The following is a 17,448-nucleotide window of genomic DNA, read 5'->3' as shown; positions in this document are numbered from 1 at the left end:
CGGCGGGAACGCATATGCTGACCGGTGTGATCGAGTTCCGGATCGACCGGCGCTCCGGGGTCTCCACCTACATGCAGATCATCCAGCAGGCCAAACAGGCCATGCGACTGGGACTGCTGCACCCCGGGGACCGGCTGCCCTCAGCGCGGGAGGTGGTGGAGGCGACGGCCGTCAACCCCAACACCGTGCTCAAGGCCTACCGCGAGCTGGAACGGGAAGGACTGGTGGAAGCCCGCCGTGGCCTGGGCACCTTCGTGACCAAGTCGCTGTCCTCCGCGGCCACCGCGGGCGATGACGCGCCGCTGCGGCAGGAGCTGTCAGGCTGGATGGGCCGTGCCCGGCGGGGCGGCCTCGTCGTCGAGGACGTCGACGCGCTGTACTCCGCAGTCCGTGATGAGCACTACCCTGCCGAGGAACAAGCATGACAGCCATGACCGCCACCGCCGTGGGCAAGCGGTACCGCACCCGATGGGCAGTCCGCGACTGCAGTTTCGCCGTGCCCGAAGGCAAGGTCGTCGCCCTGGTCGGCCCGAACGGCGCGGGCAAGAGCACCCTGCTGCGCATGGCCGCCGGCCTCGTCCGCCCGACGACCGGCGAACTGAGGACCTTCGGCACTCCCGTCGACGGCCGCATCCACCCGGACGTCTCGTTCCTGGCGCAGAACCGTTCGCTCTACCGCGACCTCACAGTGCGCGAGCTGACACGTGCCGTCGGGGCGATGAACGACCGCTGGTCCACCGACCGGGTCGAGGAGGTGCTCGGACTGCTGGCGGGCGTGGACCACGACGCGAAGGTGGGCACCTTGTCCGCGGGCGCCCGGACCCAGGTGGCCATCGCGCTGGCGCTGGGACGGCTTCCCCGGCTGCTGCTCCTGGACGAGCCACTGTCCGATCTGGACCCGTTGGCGCGCGACGAGACGCTGCGGGTCATCATGACCGATGTCGCCGACCACGGCACCACGGTGGTGATGTCCTCGCACCTGCTCAGCGACCTGCGCGAAGTGTGCGATCACATCCTGTTGATCGACGACGGCCGGGTCCAGGTCGACGGCGACATCGAGGAAGTCCTCGCGGAGCACCGGGTCCTGGTCGGCCCGGTCGCGGACGAGTCCGCTGTGGCGGGAACGCTGATCAGCGCGACCCGCACCGAACGCCAGTCCACCCTGTTGCTGCGGAAGGCCGAGCCCACACCGGCGGGGTGGGCCGACACCGAACCCGACCTGGAGTCCCTGGTGATGGGCTACCTGCGTGCGTCACGCGATCGGCGATCACCGGCCCGACGCCGATAGCCACCCCCCGCTTGGCAACCAATGTGGCATTCGTTGCGTCCGCGTACGCCGTGGGACATCCCCGGCGCACGTGTTCGGTCAGAGCACTAATGACCAGTGTGGACGTAGGCAGCCCATTGGATGGGTTGTCTGGGATGGTTGTCGCGGTAGCGACGGACCGCGTGGTGGAGGGCTTCGGCCGCGAGATGGGTTCGCGGCGGCACGGTGTGCTCTTGGGTCAGGTAGTCGTAGACGTGGCGGGCGATCGTAATGGCGTTCCGGTCGTTGATGGGCCACAGAGTTCCGATGACAGAGCTGTACCCGGCGAGGTGGAACGCGGCGGTGAGGTGGACGGCTTCGTCGGCGTGTTGCAGGTTCGTACCGGTGGTACTGCATACGGAGAGGTAGGCGAGGCGAGTACGGGTGAGCCGGAGCCCCGCGATGTCCGTGACCGTCAACGGATGTGTCCGGTGGTCGTGCAGCAGCAGCCTGCTTGAACTGGGGTCGTCCCAGTCGGTCAATCCATGGCACGCGAAGTGCGCGACCTCGTAGCCGGGGAGGGCTGTGAGGATCATGTCGCGGTCTGTTTCCACACCAGGCGGGGGAAGCGTTGTCACGGTGGCGACTTTCACTGCGAGTTCGTTCGCTTCCTCGGCGGCTCCGGGCAGGTGTGGTACTCGGGTGTCGAGCGTGTCGGCTATCAGCAGTCCTCTGGTCTGCCGCGGTTGGGATCGCCGCCGCGTTCGTAGGCGTGCATCGCGTTGACCGCCGCGTCGCGTTTGTCAGTCACGTCGAACTCCTCGGTCACCAGCACTGACGCTCAATTCGCCACGTACATCTCAGCTTTCAGAATCGTCCGCGTCGGCACCGTGCGACCCCGATGCATCTTGATCAGCAGGTCCACGACACAGCCCGCCAGGCGGTGGGTGTCCTGAACGACAGTGGCGCGCAGCGGACTACCGGTGGTGTCGATCAACGCTTTCGCTTCCAGAACTCCATCGATTCCCACCACGACAGTGTTCCGGGTGACCGAGGAGGGCGTCGACAGCGCGTCGACGGCCCCCAAGGCCATCTCGTCGTTGGTGCAGAAGATCGCGTCGAGACACTCGTGAGGATCCATTTGCCGGACGTGAGCGCGTACAGCGTCGCATGCGCGAGAACGCACGAAACCGCACCGGTCTTCGGTCGTGATCATCACATCCGGCAATTCGCGGCGCAGGATCTTCTCGCACCGTTCCTGCCGGGTGCTGTGTTCCAGACTGGCGACGATGAGGACGCGTGGCTGTCGCTTCCCGCGAAGGTGCCTGGCCAGCCACTGACCGGCCTGCTCACCGAGTTCACCGGTGTCGTATCCGATGTACGCGCTGTTGGGCGGGTAGTCGGCCACCTTGTCGAACGGTTCGATATCGGTGAAGACCACCGGTAATCGTGATCCGCGGCAGAACGTCACCAGGTCGTCACGTAACCGGTGCACCTCACCGGCGAAGATGATCCCACCGACGTACTCACGCCGCCTGTCCAGGAGTCTGCCCAGGTGGTGGGACTGCGCACTGGCGTCATAGTCCCGGTCAGGCACCTTGAGCACGAGGTCGATTCCCTCGCTGTCCAGCGCGCTCTGCGCACGCAGAACGAAATCCGCGACGTAGTACTTCTGACCGAAGGCCGACGTGATCAGAAATGCCCTTCTCGAACGATTTCGCGTACGACGGATCAGCATCATCGCACCGAACGAAAATGCCGCGACACCGCCTGAGGCCATCGCGAACCACATCAGAACAGCACCTGTTGGGAATGCCCTCACGATGACGGCCAGTATGAGTCCGCTTGCCACCGACGTCACTATCGCGAACCGTACCGGCATTTGATCTCGATCGAGCCAGGCCATCGAAGTTCCCTCCGCACGAACCGTCATGCACGCCATCGTCCCGCAATATCAACTCTTCCCGATGACGGGTTGGAGCCCGCGGGACGACAGCACAACGGACTGCACCCCACGCGATTTCTCTCGCGCGGGGTGCTGCGGCGATGCGTGCGGTCAGGCCGGGAGGATCTCGTCCCACGTGACCGGGAGGGCGACCGGGCCGTAGACGGTGGTGTCGGCCTTGAACCGGATCTCCTTCTGCGGCACGGCAAGCCGCAGGGTCGGCACACGCCGGGGCAGGGTGGCCAGTGCCGTGGTCAGCTCCAGCCGTGCGATCTGCTGGCCGACGCACTGGTGCGGCCCGTACCCGAAGCCCATGTGACCGCTGGCCTGTCGGTCGATGTCCAGGCGCTCCGGCTCGGGGAAGCGCTCGGGGTCGTGGTCGGCCGCCTGGATGGCGACGACCACGTACTCACCCGCGGCGATCGGCTGGCCGGCGATCTCGGTGTCGACCGTGGCCACCCGCATCAGCCCGGAACCACCGCCCAGCAGCCGCACCAACTCCTCGGCGGCACCGGCGGCCAGCGACGGGTCGGCGGCCAGCCGGTCGAACTGGGACCGGTCGGCCAGCAGCGCGAGGACGCCGTACGTGATGGCGCTGGCGGTGGTGTCGTAGCCCGCGGCGAGCAGGCCCGCGGCCATCTTGGTGAGTTCCAGGTCGGTGAACGGTTTCTCGTGTGCCTGGCCACGCGTGACCAGCACGCTCAGCGCGTCCTCGCCGGGGGTGACACGCCGCGAACGGATCAGGTTGGCGACATAGCCGAACAGGGCGACCCGCACAGCGGCCAGGTCGTTGACGCCGGTCCTGCCGTCGAACATGGTCTCGGCGTAGCACTGGAACATGCCGCGGTCGGCGTACGGCACGCCGAGCAGTTCCGCGATCACGGACGAGGTCAGCGGTTTGGCGAACCGCTCGTGCAGGTCGACCGGCCCGGACACGGCGGCAAGGCCGTCCAGCAACTCGTCGGCGGTGCGCCGCACCATCGGCCGGAACTCCTCGATCCGGCGCACGGTGGTGACCGCGGGTGCGAACACCCGCCGGAACCGGACGTGGTCCTGTCCGTCCATTTTGGAGAAGTCGCCTTCCCCGACGGGTACGCCGGGCGGCATGTTGGCAAGCATGTGGCCTGCCGGACCGCAACGGTTGCTGAAGCGCCGCGAGTCGCCCAGCACTTCGCGGGCGTCGGCGTATCGGGTGACCAGCCAAGCCTCGATGCCTGTCGGGCAGGTGACCCTGGCCACCGGGGTTCGCGTGCGCACCTCCGCCACCTCGGGAGCCGGCCCGAACGGGCAGACGTCCTCACGGGGTACCGGCAGCGGGCGAGCACTGATCGTGGACGACAAAACGGCTCCTGGTGCGGCAACAGGTCTGTCAGGTCGCTTCGACGTTAGGCACCGGACCGCGCGATCCGCGACAGATTCCACCCCGATCTGCCCGTTCAGCCGTCTCGCTTGGTACGAAAAGGCCGCGCTGCCCGTCGGTGGTTCCGGCCACGCACGCCGGAACCACCGACGGAAGCACGCTCAGTTCGTGTGTGAGATCTCGATGTAGTGCTTGCCGTTCATGGGTATGCACTCCATGCCGTTCACGGTGGGATCGTGCGGCAGGTTGCGCAGGGCTTGGACACACTCGTCCGGAGTCTCGTAGGGACCCTTGTACTCCACGTGATCCGCATAGGCGGTACCGCTGATGAGCAGGGAAACACCAACACTGGCAACTGCTGTTGCCGCGAGTTTCCGCATGTTCATGGTGCCGTCTCTCCTTGTCCCGACTGTGCCGGCAACTACGGGGGCGAAACGCCCGCACAAGATCGTTACCCGCGCGTCGACCGCACGGAATCATCCCTTGCCCGTTCGGTACCGGACGGCTGCCCGAACACACAACAGCTATTGTGCGGCGGGAAAACGCAGCGTCGCGAACTGGGGGAAGTCGGCCACTGTCCTGCCGATCAGGCGATCCGGCGCGTAGTCGGCAAGCAGCGGCGAACGCTCACCGGTGAGCACCTCGGTTCGTCCTCGGTGACGTCCAGCACGTCGACCGGTGCCGGCCTTGAGTCCCGCCGCTTCGACCTCATCCTGTCCATCAACGACCTCGCCGAGCGATACTCGCCAGAAGCGCCGCGCGGGTGGATCTCAGTGGTGTCCGCATCGGACGGTCCCTCTCACTTCGTCGGGGAGGAGCTGTCGGTTGCTGTGTTCCCCCAGCCTCAGCCACCCGGGAGGGTTTCGGTAGGCCGAATTCTCATACCGTTAGCGGTAGTCTGCGCCTATGGCTGGGTCAGCCCTGGAGACCATGGACCTCGTGGTGCTGTCGGCGATCGCCCGGCTCGGGAGGGCGAACCGCTCGCGCAGGTCTTCGACCACCCGGACCGTCGGCGTGACCGCCCGGTGCACACGACAGGATCACCGGAGACAGCGATCCGGTTGGCCGCCGACTCCGACCACGTCGCGGTCGTGCCGAAGTTCACCGCGCACTGGTCGCTACGGGACGGCGTCGTGCGGCTCCTGCCCGTCCAACTGCCCCTGTGGAGCGTCGAACTGAGATTCGTGTACCTGGCAGCGAATGCCACTCGCCCAGGCATCACAGCACTGCTCGACGCGCTGCCGCGGCTGCGCGCCGAGCTCGCGAACGGGCCGCGGTAGACGTCAGCTTCACGCACGGATATTGCGACAACCGGCGGTACTTTCGCACAAACAGACAGTTCTTTTGTTGACTTGCGGCCGAAGTTGTTTTCTTCTGTGACAGACGTGGTCGTCACGCGAACGGGCGTGGGCCGCGTCGTCGGCCCCAAGGAGGTAGCCCTGCCATGCCGCCAGCCGCTTGGTTCGCCCGTCTTGCCCCACTTCTTGCCCCTGTGATCGCGCTCCCCCTGCTCCCGGTTCCAGCGTCCGCCCAGGCTCACATCCCACCTCAGGAACCGGGCGTGACGATGCGCGTGTTCGACGTGCAGGTCCCCCTGACCGACTACTGCAAGCTCAAGCCAGGCCAGACGCCCAACGTCGACAAGCTGATGCCGACAATCGACTGGTCAAGCTCCACGGACTTCGGGTTCGCTGATCGTTTTGTCACCGAAGTAAGCGCTTACCTCCACGTCTCCAGCGCCGGGACCTACGGCTTCCGGCTCACGAGTGACGACGGCGCCCGGTTCCTGCTCGACGGCACCCAGGTGATCGATCACCCCGGCCGTCACGGTGCCACGCCGAAAGACGGTTCGGTTCAGCTGGCCGCGGGCCCCCACGCGCTGCGCATCGACCATTTCGACGCGGACTTCGACCAACGGTTGAAGCTGGAGTGGCGACCGCCGGGCGCGACCGCGTACACCCTGGTGCCGAACTCGGCGCTGAGCACCGATGCCGACGTCGTCCGGGTCACTTCGCCGGGCCGCAAGCAGTGCGAGGGTGTCGCGGATTCTCCTGGTGACGGTCTGCCGCTGACCGGCGTGCACCCCGGCTACAAGCTGACGAACCTGCGTCCTGCGGGCTTCGAACCACAGGTCACGGGCATGGACTGGCTGCCGGACGGCCGACTGGCCATCTCCACGTGGGGCGGCGACCGGCTGACCGTGCTCGGTGAGGTGTATCTGCTTTCCGGCGTCACCGGCACCACCGATCCGGCCAAGGTGACCATGAAACGGATCGCTCACGGCCTACGGGAACCGATGGGACTCAAGTACGTCGACGGCGCGGTCTACGTGTCCGAGAAGCACCAGCTGACCGCCCTGGTCGACAAGACCGGTGACGAGGTCGCCGACGAGCACCGCAGGATCGCGACGTGGCCGTTCGGCGGCAACTACCACGAGTTCGCGTTCGGCCTGCTGTACAAGGACGGATACTTCTACGTCACCACCGGCATCGCGATGGTCCCCGGCGGCGCGACCGCCAACCCGCAGCCCGTGCCCAACCGGGGCAGCACGCTCAAGATCGACAGGAACACCGGTGAGGTGTCCTATGTAGCCGGTGGACTGCGGACACCCAACGGCCTTGGCTGGGGACCCGAAGGGGACGTCTTCGTCACCGACAACCAGGGCATGTACATACCAGCGTCGAAGCTGGTGCGTATCAAGCAGCGCGCCTTCTACAACCACTACACGAACCCGACCGGTCCGTACGACACCCAACCGGTGACCGAACCTGTGCTCTGGTTGCCGCACAACGAGATCTCCAACTCGCCCAGCAACCCGATCGTCCTGCCCAACGGGGTGTTCGCGGGTCAGATGGTGTTCGGTGACGTGACCTACGGCGGTCTGCAGCGCGCGTACCTGGAGAAGGTCTCCGGCGAATACCAGGGCGCGGTGTTCCGTATGACGCAGGGGCTCGAGTCCGGGGTGAGCCGGATCAGCCTCGGTCCGGACGGCGCGATCTACACCGGCGGCATCGGCTGGCAAGGCAACTGGGGGCAGGCGGGCAAACTCAAATACGGCTTGCAGAAGCTCAGCCTCGACAACGCCGACGCGTTCGACATCCACAAGATGCGGGCCATCAGCGGCGGTTTCGAGCTGGAGTACACGCAACCGTTGGCCGACGAGACCGCGAAGAACCTCGCCGCGAAGTACAAGGCCCAGCAGTGGCGGTACGTGCCAACGCCCCAGTACGGCGGCCCGAAGGTCGACGAGGAGACCCTCGGCGTCACCTCGGCGACGCTGTCAGCGGATCGCAAGAAGGTGACGTTGCAGATCGCGGGCCTGAAGCCTGGCCGCGTGGTGTACCTGCGTTCGCCGCGTCCGTTCAGCTCGGTGTCCGGTGCTGAACTGTGGAGCACCGAGGCCTGGTACACGCTCAACCGGCTGCCCGGCGGGACGCCCGCGCCACCGGAGTACGAGGCGGAGTCGGCGAGGTTGACCGGCGGGACCGGGTGGAACACCGACCACACCGGCTATTCGGGCGCCGGTTTCGTCGACCGCAACTGGGAACCGGGCAGCACCACCACGTTCGCCGTCGTACCCGAGCGCGCGGGCCGTCACGATGTCGCCCTGCGGTACGCCAACGGCCCGAACCCCAGCCCGACCCCGGTGTCGAAGTCGATGAGCCTGTACGTCAACGGCAAGAAGGAGAAACAGATCTGGCTCGCCGCCACCGGCAGCTGGGACAAATGGGCCACCCATGTGGAGACGGTGACGCTGCGACCCGGCCCGAACACCATCTCCTACGTCTACGAGCCCACCGACACCGGGCACGTGAACCTGGACAAGATCACCCTGACACCGACGAACCGGGTCACGCTGTTCGACGGCACCAACCTCGACGCGTGGGAGGCGACATCCGGCGGCGCGGCGAGATGGCCTGTCGCGGACGGGTCGATGGAATCGGTCGGCGGTGACATCCGCACGAAGGAACGCTTCGGCGACTTCCGCATGCATGTCGAGTGGTACCAGCCGGACTACCCGCCGGAGGTCACCGGGCAGGCTCGCGGCAACAGCGGCGTGTACATCTACGAGAGTTACGAACTGCAGGTGCTGGAGTCATCCGGGCGTCCACCGGAGCTCAACGGCGCCGGTTCGATCTACCTGAAGAAGGCGCCGGACGTCAACGCCGCGACACCGACCCGCACGTGGCAGACCTACGACATCGAGTTCCACGCGGCGCGTTTCGACAGTGCGGGCAAGAAGGTGCAGAACGCGCGGATGACTGTGTGGTGGAACGGAATCCTGGTGCACCGCGACGTGGCCGTCGACGGACCGACCGGCGCGGGCAAACCGGAAGACCCGGCACCGGGCCAGATCAAGCTGCAGGACCACGGCGACCCCGGCGCCAACCCGCGGTTCCGCAACGTCTGGATCGAACGGATCTGACGGCGAACGGCCAGGGAAGGCCGTCCTTCCCTGGCCGTTCGGTGATCTAGCCGTTAGGGTTGCTGTAGTCCCATTGTCCGGCGTACAGAGGTGTCCACAGCGTCGGGTACGGCTCCTGCATCGGGGCACAGGTGCGCAACTGCATCGCGGACCGGTACCCGGTGTCGGTCAGGCACTTGCCGCTCGAGGCCTCGACGATGTCCCAGTGGTTCGAGCCCCGGTCCACCCACCGGAAGTGCTGGCCGGGACCCTGGCAGTGGCCCAGCACGATCGGGGTGTTCTCCGCGGTGGACGCGTTCTGGGTGCCGAGGCAGTACGCGAAGGCGCCCATGTGGAACAGCCCAGGCGTGCCCGAGCGCATGAACCAGAAACGCTGGTGCAGTCTCCCCTTGCAGTCGAAGGTCTGTACGACGGTGCCCGGGTTGTTCGACCCGCCTCGCAGGTCGAGGCACTTCCACGAATAGGAAGCACGCACCTCGTAGATGGATGCGCTACGCATCGAGGTCGTGTAGTAGATCGCAGGTTCGCTCTGCGTGGCTGCTCCGGCCATCGGTTGCACGCACAACACCGTGAGCAACGAAAGCAATCCCGCTACGAGCAAAGCGACAACTCTTCGCGACATCTTCTCCAGTCCTTTCGGCTGGCGACGTGTCGAACCATGGGACGCGACGGCGCCGGGGTGAGTGGGTCCCACGGGTCAACCTGACGTCGCAGACGCTAGGGCGACGCCAACCGCGCGGAGTCTCATCAGGGTCTCATCCTCGCCGTCGAGATCCACTCTGGATGTTGCCGAGCGCTGTTTCCATTGCCGCACCATGATCCTTTCACGATGGCACGGCTCAGGTAAGGGCACCCAGTTTTCGCTGGAGCCGGTCGGCCTCGTCGTGGCGCTGCTGTGCCCGGTACAACTCCTGCGCCTCCCGCCATGTCACGCGGGCCTGATCATGCTCGCCGAGGGCCAGGTGCGAGTCGCCCAGTCCGTCGAGAGTGTTGGCGACTTCGTAGGTGTAACCGAGTTGGCGGAGCAGAGTGAGGGCAAGTTGGTAGTGCTCAACGGCTTCGCGGTACCGGCCGGTGTGGTGGGCGATGTAGCCCAGGCTGTCCTGGGCGTACGACTCACCGTCGGGGTTGTCGTGGCGGCGGTGCAACGAGAGTGCGTCGCGGCAGTGATCACGGGCCTGTTCGTACTCTCCGAGCCGGGCGGCGTGCCAGCCCATCTCGTTGAGCGCTTCGGCTTCCCACACCGGGTTGTCGAGGGTTCGATAGAGATCCAAAGCGTGGGCGGCGTGCTCACGCGCCTGCCTGTTGTCTCCTCGCTGCCCCCAGGCTCGCGCGAGCAACCGGTGGGTGTGGGCCTGGTTGGTGTGGTCCCGGTGCCCTTCGGCCAAGGCAAGGGATTGCCGCAGGTGCTCGATCGATTCGTTGTGCCGCCCCACCTCGGCGCAGGCATAGCCGAGGACCCGGTGTGCGCGGATCTGGGCCGCGGGGTCGGCAAGGCGATCGGCGGCGGCCAGGCCGGACTGCCAGACGGCGAGCCGGTCATGGCCGCGTCCCCGCCGATCGTGGTAGGTGCCCATGGTCCAAGCCAGGTGCCACACCGCTCGGTGCCATCGGTGGGTGGTCGCCGCGTGTTGAGCGGCCAGCAATGCGGAATGCTCGGCGTCGAACCACGCCAGGGCCGCCGCGTGGCCGGACAGCGGTTCGGGCAGGCAACCCGGCGCTCGCGGGTCGAGTTCGACGGGCGGGCGGTGGGGGTCCAGCAGCAGGTCGGCGGCGTGGGCGGTGTGCAGGTAGAAGTCGACCACCCGCCGCAGCGCCTGTTCCCGTGCCTCCTTCGGTACCTGGTGGTCGGCGATGTCGGTGGCGTAGCGGCGGATCAGGTCGTGCATGGCGTACCGGCCACGCCCGACCCGGTTGAGCAGCGATGCCTTCTCCAGTTCCAGCACCAGTTTCCGGGCCTCCGGGTGACCGATGAGACTGGCGGCGGCAGGCAGCGTGATGTCGGCGCCGGGTGCGACAGCCAGCAGCCCGAACATCATCTGCTGGTCGGCGCTCAGTGCACGGTAGGACCAGGACAACGCGGCGGGCAGGCTCGCACCCGGGTCCTCGTCCTCCAATGCCCCGAGCCCGATTTCCCTCAACTCGGCGGCGAACTCGGCAAGGGGAATGCGGGGGTGGGTGTTGGCACGGCCCGCGATGATGCCCAACGCGAGTGGCAGTCCACCGCACAGCTCGACCAGCTCCCGCACCGCGGCGGGCTCGGCCGTCACTCGATCCGCCCCCACACGCGTGCCCAGCAGGGCGTGGGCCTCGTCGGCGCTGAGCATGTCCAGGGGCAGGTGGTGTGCGCTGTGGCGAGCGATCAGCCCGGTCAGGGTCTTGCGACTGGTGACCACCACCGTGCAGGAGTCCCCGCCCGGCAGCAACGGCACGACCTGCTCGGCGTCGACCGCGTTGTCCAGAACGATCAACATGCGCTTGCCCGCGACCAGGCTGCGGTACAACGCGATCTGGGCCTGCGGGTCGACCGGGACGCGTGCGGGCTCCACACCCAGTCCGTCGAGGAACCGCCGCACCACGGCACTCGCGGGCACCGGTTCGCTGTCCGGACTGAAGCCGCGCAGGTCGGCGAACAGCTGCCCGTCAGGGAAATCCGCCAAGTGCTGGTGCGCCCAGTGCAGGGTTAACCAGGTCTTGCCGACTCCCCCGCCTCCGCCGATCGCCGAGACCACGACCGTCCCGTGAACGACCGCGGCGCCATCCACAGCCGCCGAGAGCGCCTCCAACTCGCGACGCCGCCCGACGAACGCCCCCGGCGGCGCGGGAAGCTGCCGGGGCACCGGCGTACTGGTGTCGGGAGTGTTGACGGTGTCGGTGACCTCGGTGTGCAGCGCGGCGGCCAGCAACTCGTCACGCTCAGCCGACCGCAACTCCAACGCGTCGGCGAGCAAGCGCACCGTCACCAGTCTGGAGTCGGTCCGCTCCCCGGTTTCGAACCGCCGGATCGTCCGCGCGCCGATCCCGGACCGCTCCGCCAACTGCTCCTGCGTCATCCCCGCCTGTTGCCGAAACTGCCGCAGCAGCGCGCCGAACCGACCCGTCACGTGGCGTCCTTCGATCCCGTCGTCTCCCCCGGATTCGCACACTCACGCGCAAACCGGCCACAACCGGTGAGAGTACCTTGATCATCGCGGCCCCGTGGGCGGTCCGAGCACGTGCACGGTCAGTCCTCTTCGGCACGCTTCCGGTGACGCATCTCGTTCCGGATCGCGAGCGTAGAGCGTTGCTTGACCATCTGCGAGACGAGCCAAGCGGCGTCGCTCAACGCCGTCCGCGTGTCGAGTTCGTAGTCGTAATCGGCTGACTGGTACGCGGCCCACTCCAGTTCGCCGTCGGTGCCGACGGCGGACGTCCGCAGCCAGGCCACCGTGGCCTCGATCATCGCATCCAGCTGCTCCAGCCTGGCGTCCAGCCCGCCCGCCACGCTCCGGTCCGGCGGCGGGGCGGCGAACCGGCTGGGCTCGTCGGCGGCCGCCCCCACCATCTCCCGCGCGGACTCGGCAGCGATTTCCTCGGCGTCACGCGGCAGTGCCGCGGTGAGCTCCCACCGGTCGCCGACGAAGCGTTCGACCATCACGATCGCGGAGTACCCGTGCAGCGGGGTGGTGCGGTACACGGCCGTGCCGTGCGCCAAGTGGAAAGCCATGCGCCGCAGGCTACTCCCGCGGAACGGAGACAGGGTCAAGACGTGACTTCCCCACAGCACCCGGCCCGCTCTCCACAATGGAGAGCGGGCGCTCGTGGTCCCTGTTCAGCAGACGATGTCGGTGAGGTGGATGTGCTGACCGTCGTACACCTTGTACCAGCCAGGGCCGAGCTTCTGCACGAATGCGACCTTGCCGAAGCAACCTTTCGGAATCCAGAACCCGTCGGCGTCCTTCACACCGATCTCTTTGGAATTCTGCCCGACTTTCAGCGTGCGCCAGGTGGCGGAATTCGAGCGTTTGCCCCAATCAGTGGTGATGCGCAGGTTCTGGTTGTTGTCGTCGTTGTAGATGTGGCCGCACAACATCCCGCCGAGGCTGCAGTTCCCGAGGACGCCGACCGGCGGCGAACTGCTGACCAGCCGCACATCCGGATGCGCCAGGACCGTGTCACTGACGTCGCCGGTGTCGGCGCTGACGGAGGCAGGAAGGACCACCATGCCGGAAATCAGCGCGACAGCTGCGATCAAAGAAGCACGTATCAACTTGATTTCCTCCACTACGTCACGGACGGAGTCGGTGTGTCAACTCGCTTGAAGATAGTAAATGTGTTGTTTCGACATCCCTTCCTCGTGCGGCTTTCACCCCAAAGAACAGACCGGCCTCGTCCGCCGACGAGCTTGACCGGACCGCCTGTTACCGAGCTCTGCTGTCAGGAATGGACGCCGCGGCACTGCGGCGCCCATTCCTACCCCCAGATCCCGAACGGCGACGAAGCACTGCCGCTGGTTTGTCGAATCCCGAACCTCAGCCACGCTCGGCCGTGGGATCCACGACACCGTTTGTAGCCCGTTCGGGTTGTCCGGTGTCGACCGAGGGACACCGGACACCAGTTTTCGGACAATGGAGGTGACTGCTCAGGAGGGGGTGGTTGGATTGCCACGAGCTGAGCGCCCGCTGGACGCCGACGGGAAAGCGTTGACCGGTTTCGCCGCCGAGCTGCGGCGGCTCCGGGAAAGGGCGGGCAGTCCGCCGTACCGGGAACTCGCCCGGCGAGCGCATTTCTCCTCGACGACATTGTCGGACGCGGCCGGTGGCCGACGGGTACCCAGCCTCGCCGTCACGTTGGCCTACGTCCGGGCATGCGGGGGTGATGCCACGGAATGGGAACGCCGGTGGCGAACGCTGGTCGCGGAGTCGGCCAGGGAAACGGACGTCGAGAACGGGACCCGTGTGGATCAGGACAACGGGACCGCTCCCTATCGCGGGCTCGCGTCGTATCAGGCCGAGGACAAGGATTGGTTCTTCGGCCGGGAACGCCTGATCGACGAAGTGGCGGACGCGGTTGCGACGAAGCGGTTCGTGATGGTCTTCGGCGCTTCCGGTGCCGGGAAGTCGTCGTTGCTGCGCGCGGGTCTGGTACCCAGGCTGACGGCTCAGGGTTCGGCACGAGTCGTGGTGTTCACCCCGGGTCCCGACCCCATCGGGGAATGCGCTGTCCACCTCGCCCCACTGCTCGGTCAACTGCCTGGTGCCGTGACCGCGGAACTCGCCACCGACCCCCGCAACCTGAATCTGGTGGCTCGGCAGGCACTCGTCGACGACCCACCGGAGACCGAACTGGTGCTCGTCGTCGACCAGTTCGAGGAGCTGTTCACCCTCTGCCGGACCGCGGCGGACCGGTCCGCGCTGGTCACGGCGCTCGTCGCGGCGAGTACGGCGGCGAACAGCCGTTGCCGGGTGGTGCTCGGTGTCCGTGCCGACTTCTACTCCCATTGCCTGCAGGACGCCGACCTGGCCGCTCAGCTGCGGGAGGGGCAGGTGGCCGTCGGACCGATGTCGGTCGACGAGTTGCGCCGGGCCATCGTCGAGCCGGCGCGCCGCGCGGGTTGCGTCATCGAAACCTCGTTGCTCACCAGCCTTGTCGCGCAGGCACACGGGCGAACCGGGGTGCTGCCGCTGCTGTCCCACGCTCTGTTGGAGACGTGGCGGCGGCGTAAGGGCAACACGCTCACCCATGCGGGCTTTGACCGTGTCGGAGGAATAGGAGGCGCGCTGGCGCAGTCCGCGGAAGCGGAGTTCGCCGCTCTCGACGAACCCGAGCAGCAGGTGGTCAAAGACCTGTTCCTGCGCCTGGTCGCGTTGGGCGAGGGCACTGAGGACACCAAGCGCCGGGTTGGGCCGGACGAACTCGACGACAGTGCTGAGGCCGTCCTGGGCAAGCTGGTCGACACGCGGCTGGTCGTCCAGTCCGACAAGGGTGTGGAGATCACCCATGAGACGCTCATCAACGCGTGGCCACGGCTGCGGACGTGGCTGGATGAGGACCGTCAAGCGCTGCGCGTGCACCGCGAACTCACGGACGCAGCCGCTGTCTGGCGCGACAACCACCGCGACCCCGGCACCCTTCTGCGGGGTACTCGCCTGGCCGTGATCAAGGACTGGGCGCGCAACGTCCCCCGCGCGAACCAGTCCGAACAGGAGTTCCTGGACGCCAGCGTCAACGCTGAGGCCGCGGAACGGGCCACTGAGGTGCGCAACCGCCGCCGGTTGCACCGCCTGGCGGCCGGGCTGGCGGTGGCACTGCTGTTCGTCACGGGGCTGGCTGGTGTCGCTCTCGTGCAACGCCACGACGCGGTCGCGGCGCGGCAGACCGCGGTCTCCCGGCACCTCGCGGCCGAGGCGTTGAGGTTGAAGGACACCGCGCCAGGCACAGCGATGCTGCTCAGCGTCGCGGCCTTCCGCACAGCCCCGACCACCGAAGCCCGCGGCGCGTTGCTGAGCATGGCTGCCTACCAGGTCTACCAAGGCGAACTGACCGGGCACGGCGACGCCGTCTCCGACGTCAGCTTCGGCAAGGACGGCACCCTGGCCAGCGCCGGCAGCGATCAGCAGGTCATTCTGTGGGACACCCGGAGCAAAACCCGCCGGGCCACGCTGACCGACCACCCGACATTCCTGCGCGCGGTGGCGTTCAGCCCGGACGGACAGCAGATGGCCACCGGCGGCGAGGACGCGAACCTCGTGCTCTGGGACGCCAACCGCGGCCAACGGCTCGCCACCCTGGCCGGTCACACCGAACGGATCAGGGACATCAAGTTCAGCCCGGACGGGCGCTCCGTCGCCACCTCGAGCAACGACCGCACGGTCGTCCTGTGGGACGTGCGCGACCGCACCGCGGTACGTCGCCTGACCGGCCACCAGGGCGTCATCCAAGCAGTCGCCTTCAGCCCCGACGGCAGCATCGTCGCCACCGCCGGCGGCGATCGCACAATCGGGCTGTGGGACACCGCGACCGGCAGGCGACTGGCCACCCTCACCGGCCACACGGCCTCTGTGGACAGTGTCGTGTTCAGTCCGGACGGCCGTACCCTCGCCAGCGCGAGCACCGACTACACCATCAGGTTATGGGACGTCACCAGTCATGCCTCCGTGGCCACGCTCACCGGACACACCAACCAGGCACGAGCCGTCGCGTTCAGCCCGGACGGCCGCACTCTCGCATCGGCGGGCCACGACCACACAGTCATCCTGTGGGATGTCGCAAGCCGCACTGTCCGGGCCCGGCTCACCGGGCACACCAACAACATCTACGCGCTCGCCTTCCACCCCCGCCTGCCGCTGCTGGCTTCCGGCGAGGAACAAGGCCGCATCCTGTTGTGGAACATCGACCGGGCGCCACTGGCCGGGCACACGAAGACCATTTCCGCCACCGCGTACAGCCCGGACGGCAAGACCCTCGTCACCGCGAGCACCGACCACACCGCCACACTCTGGGACGTCGACGATCGCACACCCCTCGCCACGATCCGCTCACGCACCGGACCGGCGAACGCGGTGGCGTTCAGCCACGACGGTCGCTGGCTGGCCATCGGCACCGGTTCACCCCGCCACGCCACGGGTCTCGCCGACGGTGGCGTCATGCTCCTCGACGTCACCGACCGCGCCAGACCAACCGAACTGGCCACCTACACCGGCCACACCGACGAGGTCACCGGAGTGGCGTTCACCCCTGACGACCGGATGCTCGCCACCGCGAGCGCCGACGAGTCGGTGATCCTCTGGGACACCCACCACCACACCAAAGTCGCTGCCCTGCCCGTCGGTGACGCGGTGAACGCCGTTGCGATCAGTCCCGACAGTCGAACCCTCGCGTTGAGCACCGGGAACGCGCACCGGGTCACCCTGTGGAACCTGGCCGATCGAACCAAGTCGGCCACCCTCACCCATCCCGGCCTGCCGCGCGAGATGGCGTTCAGCCCGGACAGCCGCACCCTCGCCACCGTCGCAGCCGACCGGACTGTGACATTGTGGAGTGTCCAGCGCCACGAACCAACCGCGACCTTCACCCACAGCGACACGCTGATCAGCATGGCGTTCAGCCCGGACGGCCGCCTGCTCGTCACCGGCGGAGCGGAGAACACCGTCGGACTGTGGGATTCCGCGACCGGGAGCCGGTTGGCGACGTTGTCCGGCCACACAGGACCGGTCGCTGCCGTGGCGTTCGCCCCCGGCGGCCACGCGGTGTCCAGTGCGGACGCCCGGGCGATCACCTGGACGATCGACGAAGACCGGGCCATCCGGGACATCTGCGACATCATCCACCGCGAACTCACCCGCGAGGAACGCGACCAGTTCCTGCCCGACGCGGACCATCCACCCACCTGCCCGTAGGTCTTCGGTGCCGAACAGTCCGGCCGGGTGACGTGGGCACAGCGAACGCGGGCCGAAGTGCCGGGTCCGCCGTTCGACCTCGATCTCCGACCT

General features: G+C 67.4%; 13 protein-coding genes. 5 read left to right on the top strand and 8 right to left on the bottom strand.

Annotated elements, in window-relative coordinates; genetic code table 11:
• The first annotated feature begins 26 nt into the window (after nt 1-26).
• Both ALI144C_RS04505 and ALI144C_RS04500 read left to right on the top strand, forming a co-directional pair.
• Entirely contained in the window at nt 27-425 is a 399-nt protein-coding gene (locus tag ALI144C_RS04505; RefSeq protein WP_202818849.1) for a GntR family transcriptional regulator, read from the top strand.
• Nucleotides 422-1,288, top strand: coding sequence for an ATP-binding cassette domain-containing protein (locus tag ALI144C_RS04500; protein ID WP_076985722.1), 867 nt, complete (start codon nt 422-424; stop codon nt 1,286-1,288). Before ALI144C_RS04505 ends, ALI144C_RS04500 begins: the two co-directional genes overlap by 4 nt.
• 86 nt (nt 1,289-1,374) lie before the next feature.
• Here ALI144C_RS04500 and ALI144C_RS04495 read toward each other — a convergent pair whose 3' ends face one another.
• The 4 genes from ALI144C_RS04495 to ALI144C_RS04480 form a co-directional block, all read right to left on the bottom strand.
• Nucleotides 1,375-1,968, bottom strand: coding sequence for a CHAT domain-containing protein (locus ALI144C_RS04495; RefSeq protein WP_237773986.1), 594 nt, complete (start codon nt 1,966-1,968; stop codon nt 1,375-1,377).
• Nucleotides 1,969-2,087: 119 nt separating this feature from the next.
• The gene (locus ALI144C_RS04490) at nt 2,088-3,038 is read right to left on the bottom strand and encodes a sugar ABC transporter substrate-binding protein (RefSeq protein ID WP_237773976.1); all 951 of its coding nucleotides are present in this window, start codon (nt 3,036-3,038) and stop codon (nt 2,088-2,090) included.
• A gap of 264 nt (nt 3,039-3,302) precedes the next feature.
• Nucleotides 3,303-4,448, bottom strand: a complete 1,146-nt coding sequence (locus ALI144C_RS04485; protein WP_202818848.1) for a cytochrome P450 — start codon at nt 4,446-4,448, stop codon at nt 3,303-3,305.
• A gap of 264 nt (nt 4,449-4,712) precedes the next feature.
• Nucleotides 4,713-4,937 (bottom strand): hypothetical protein, encoded by a 225-nt coding sequence (locus tag ALI144C_RS04480; protein WP_076985718.1) that lies wholly within the window; start codon nt 4,935-4,937, stop codon nt 4,713-4,715.
• A 270-nt stretch (nt 4,938-5,207) separates the two neighbouring features.
• Between ALI144C_RS04480 and ALI144C_RS58330 the strand changes: the two genes are divergently transcribed.
• Complete coding sequence (locus tag ALI144C_RS58330) at nt 5,208-5,831, top strand: LysR substrate-binding domain-containing protein (RefSeq protein WP_076985717.1); 624 nt, start codon at nt 5,208-5,210, stop codon at nt 5,829-5,831.
• Between the two features lie 164 nt (nt 5,832-5,995).
• Entirely contained in the window at nt 5,996-8,977 is a 2,982-nt protein-coding gene (locus ALI144C_RS04470; RefSeq protein ID WP_076985716.1) for a family 16 glycoside hydrolase, read from the top strand.
• A gap of 46 nt (nt 8,978-9,023) precedes the next feature.
• Here the strand turns inward: ALI144C_RS04470 and ALI144C_RS04465 are convergent, their stop codons facing one another.
• The 4 genes from ALI144C_RS04465 to ALI144C_RS04450 all read right to left on the bottom strand — a co-directional run bounded on the left by ALI144C_RS04465 (nt 9,024) and on the right by ALI144C_RS04450 (nt 13,241).
• Nucleotides 9,024-9,599 carry an RICIN domain-containing protein gene (locus ALI144C_RS04465; protein WP_083752704.1) on the bottom strand — a complete coding sequence of 192 codons (576 nt, stop codon included), beginning with the start codon at nt 9,597-9,599 and terminating at the stop codon, nt 9,024-9,026.
• A gap of 217 nt (nt 9,600-9,816) precedes the next feature.
• A complete protein-coding gene (locus ALI144C_RS04460) occupies nt 9,817-12,081 on the bottom strand; it encodes an ATP-binding protein (RefSeq protein WP_083752703.1) in 2,265 nt (754 codons plus the stop codon).
• Nucleotides 12,082-12,200: 119 nt separating this feature from the next.
• A complete protein-coding gene (locus ALI144C_RS04455; RefSeq protein WP_076985714.1) occupies nt 12,201-12,683 on the bottom strand; it encodes a hypothetical protein in 483 nt (160 codons plus the stop codon).
• Nucleotides 12,684-12,788: 105 nt separating this feature from the next.
• Nucleotides 12,789-13,241: a hypothetical protein gene (locus ALI144C_RS04450; RefSeq protein ID WP_076985713.1), complete on the bottom strand. Its 453-nt coding sequence runs from the start codon at nt 13,239-13,241 to the stop codon at nt 12,789-12,791.
• A 376-nt stretch (nt 13,242-13,617) separates the two neighbouring features.
• Between ALI144C_RS04450 and ALI144C_RS04445 the strand changes: the two genes are divergently transcribed.
• On the top strand, nt 13,618-17,355 hold the full coding sequence (locus ALI144C_RS04445; protein ID WP_168211166.1) for an nSTAND1 domain-containing NTPase: 3,738 nt from the start codon (nt 13,618-13,620) through the stop codon (nt 17,353-17,355).
• The last annotated feature ends 93 nt before the right edge of the window (nt 17,356-17,448 follow it).

Origin of the sequence: Actinosynnema sp. ALI-1.44, from assembly GCF_001984155.1 — a bacterium.
Classification (GTDB): domain Bacteria; phylum Actinomycetota; class Actinomycetes; order Mycobacteriales; family Pseudonocardiaceae; genus Kibdelosporangium.
Note: the sequence above shows the minus strand (reverse complement) of the source record. Positions and strands in the feature narration are given on the sequence as shown.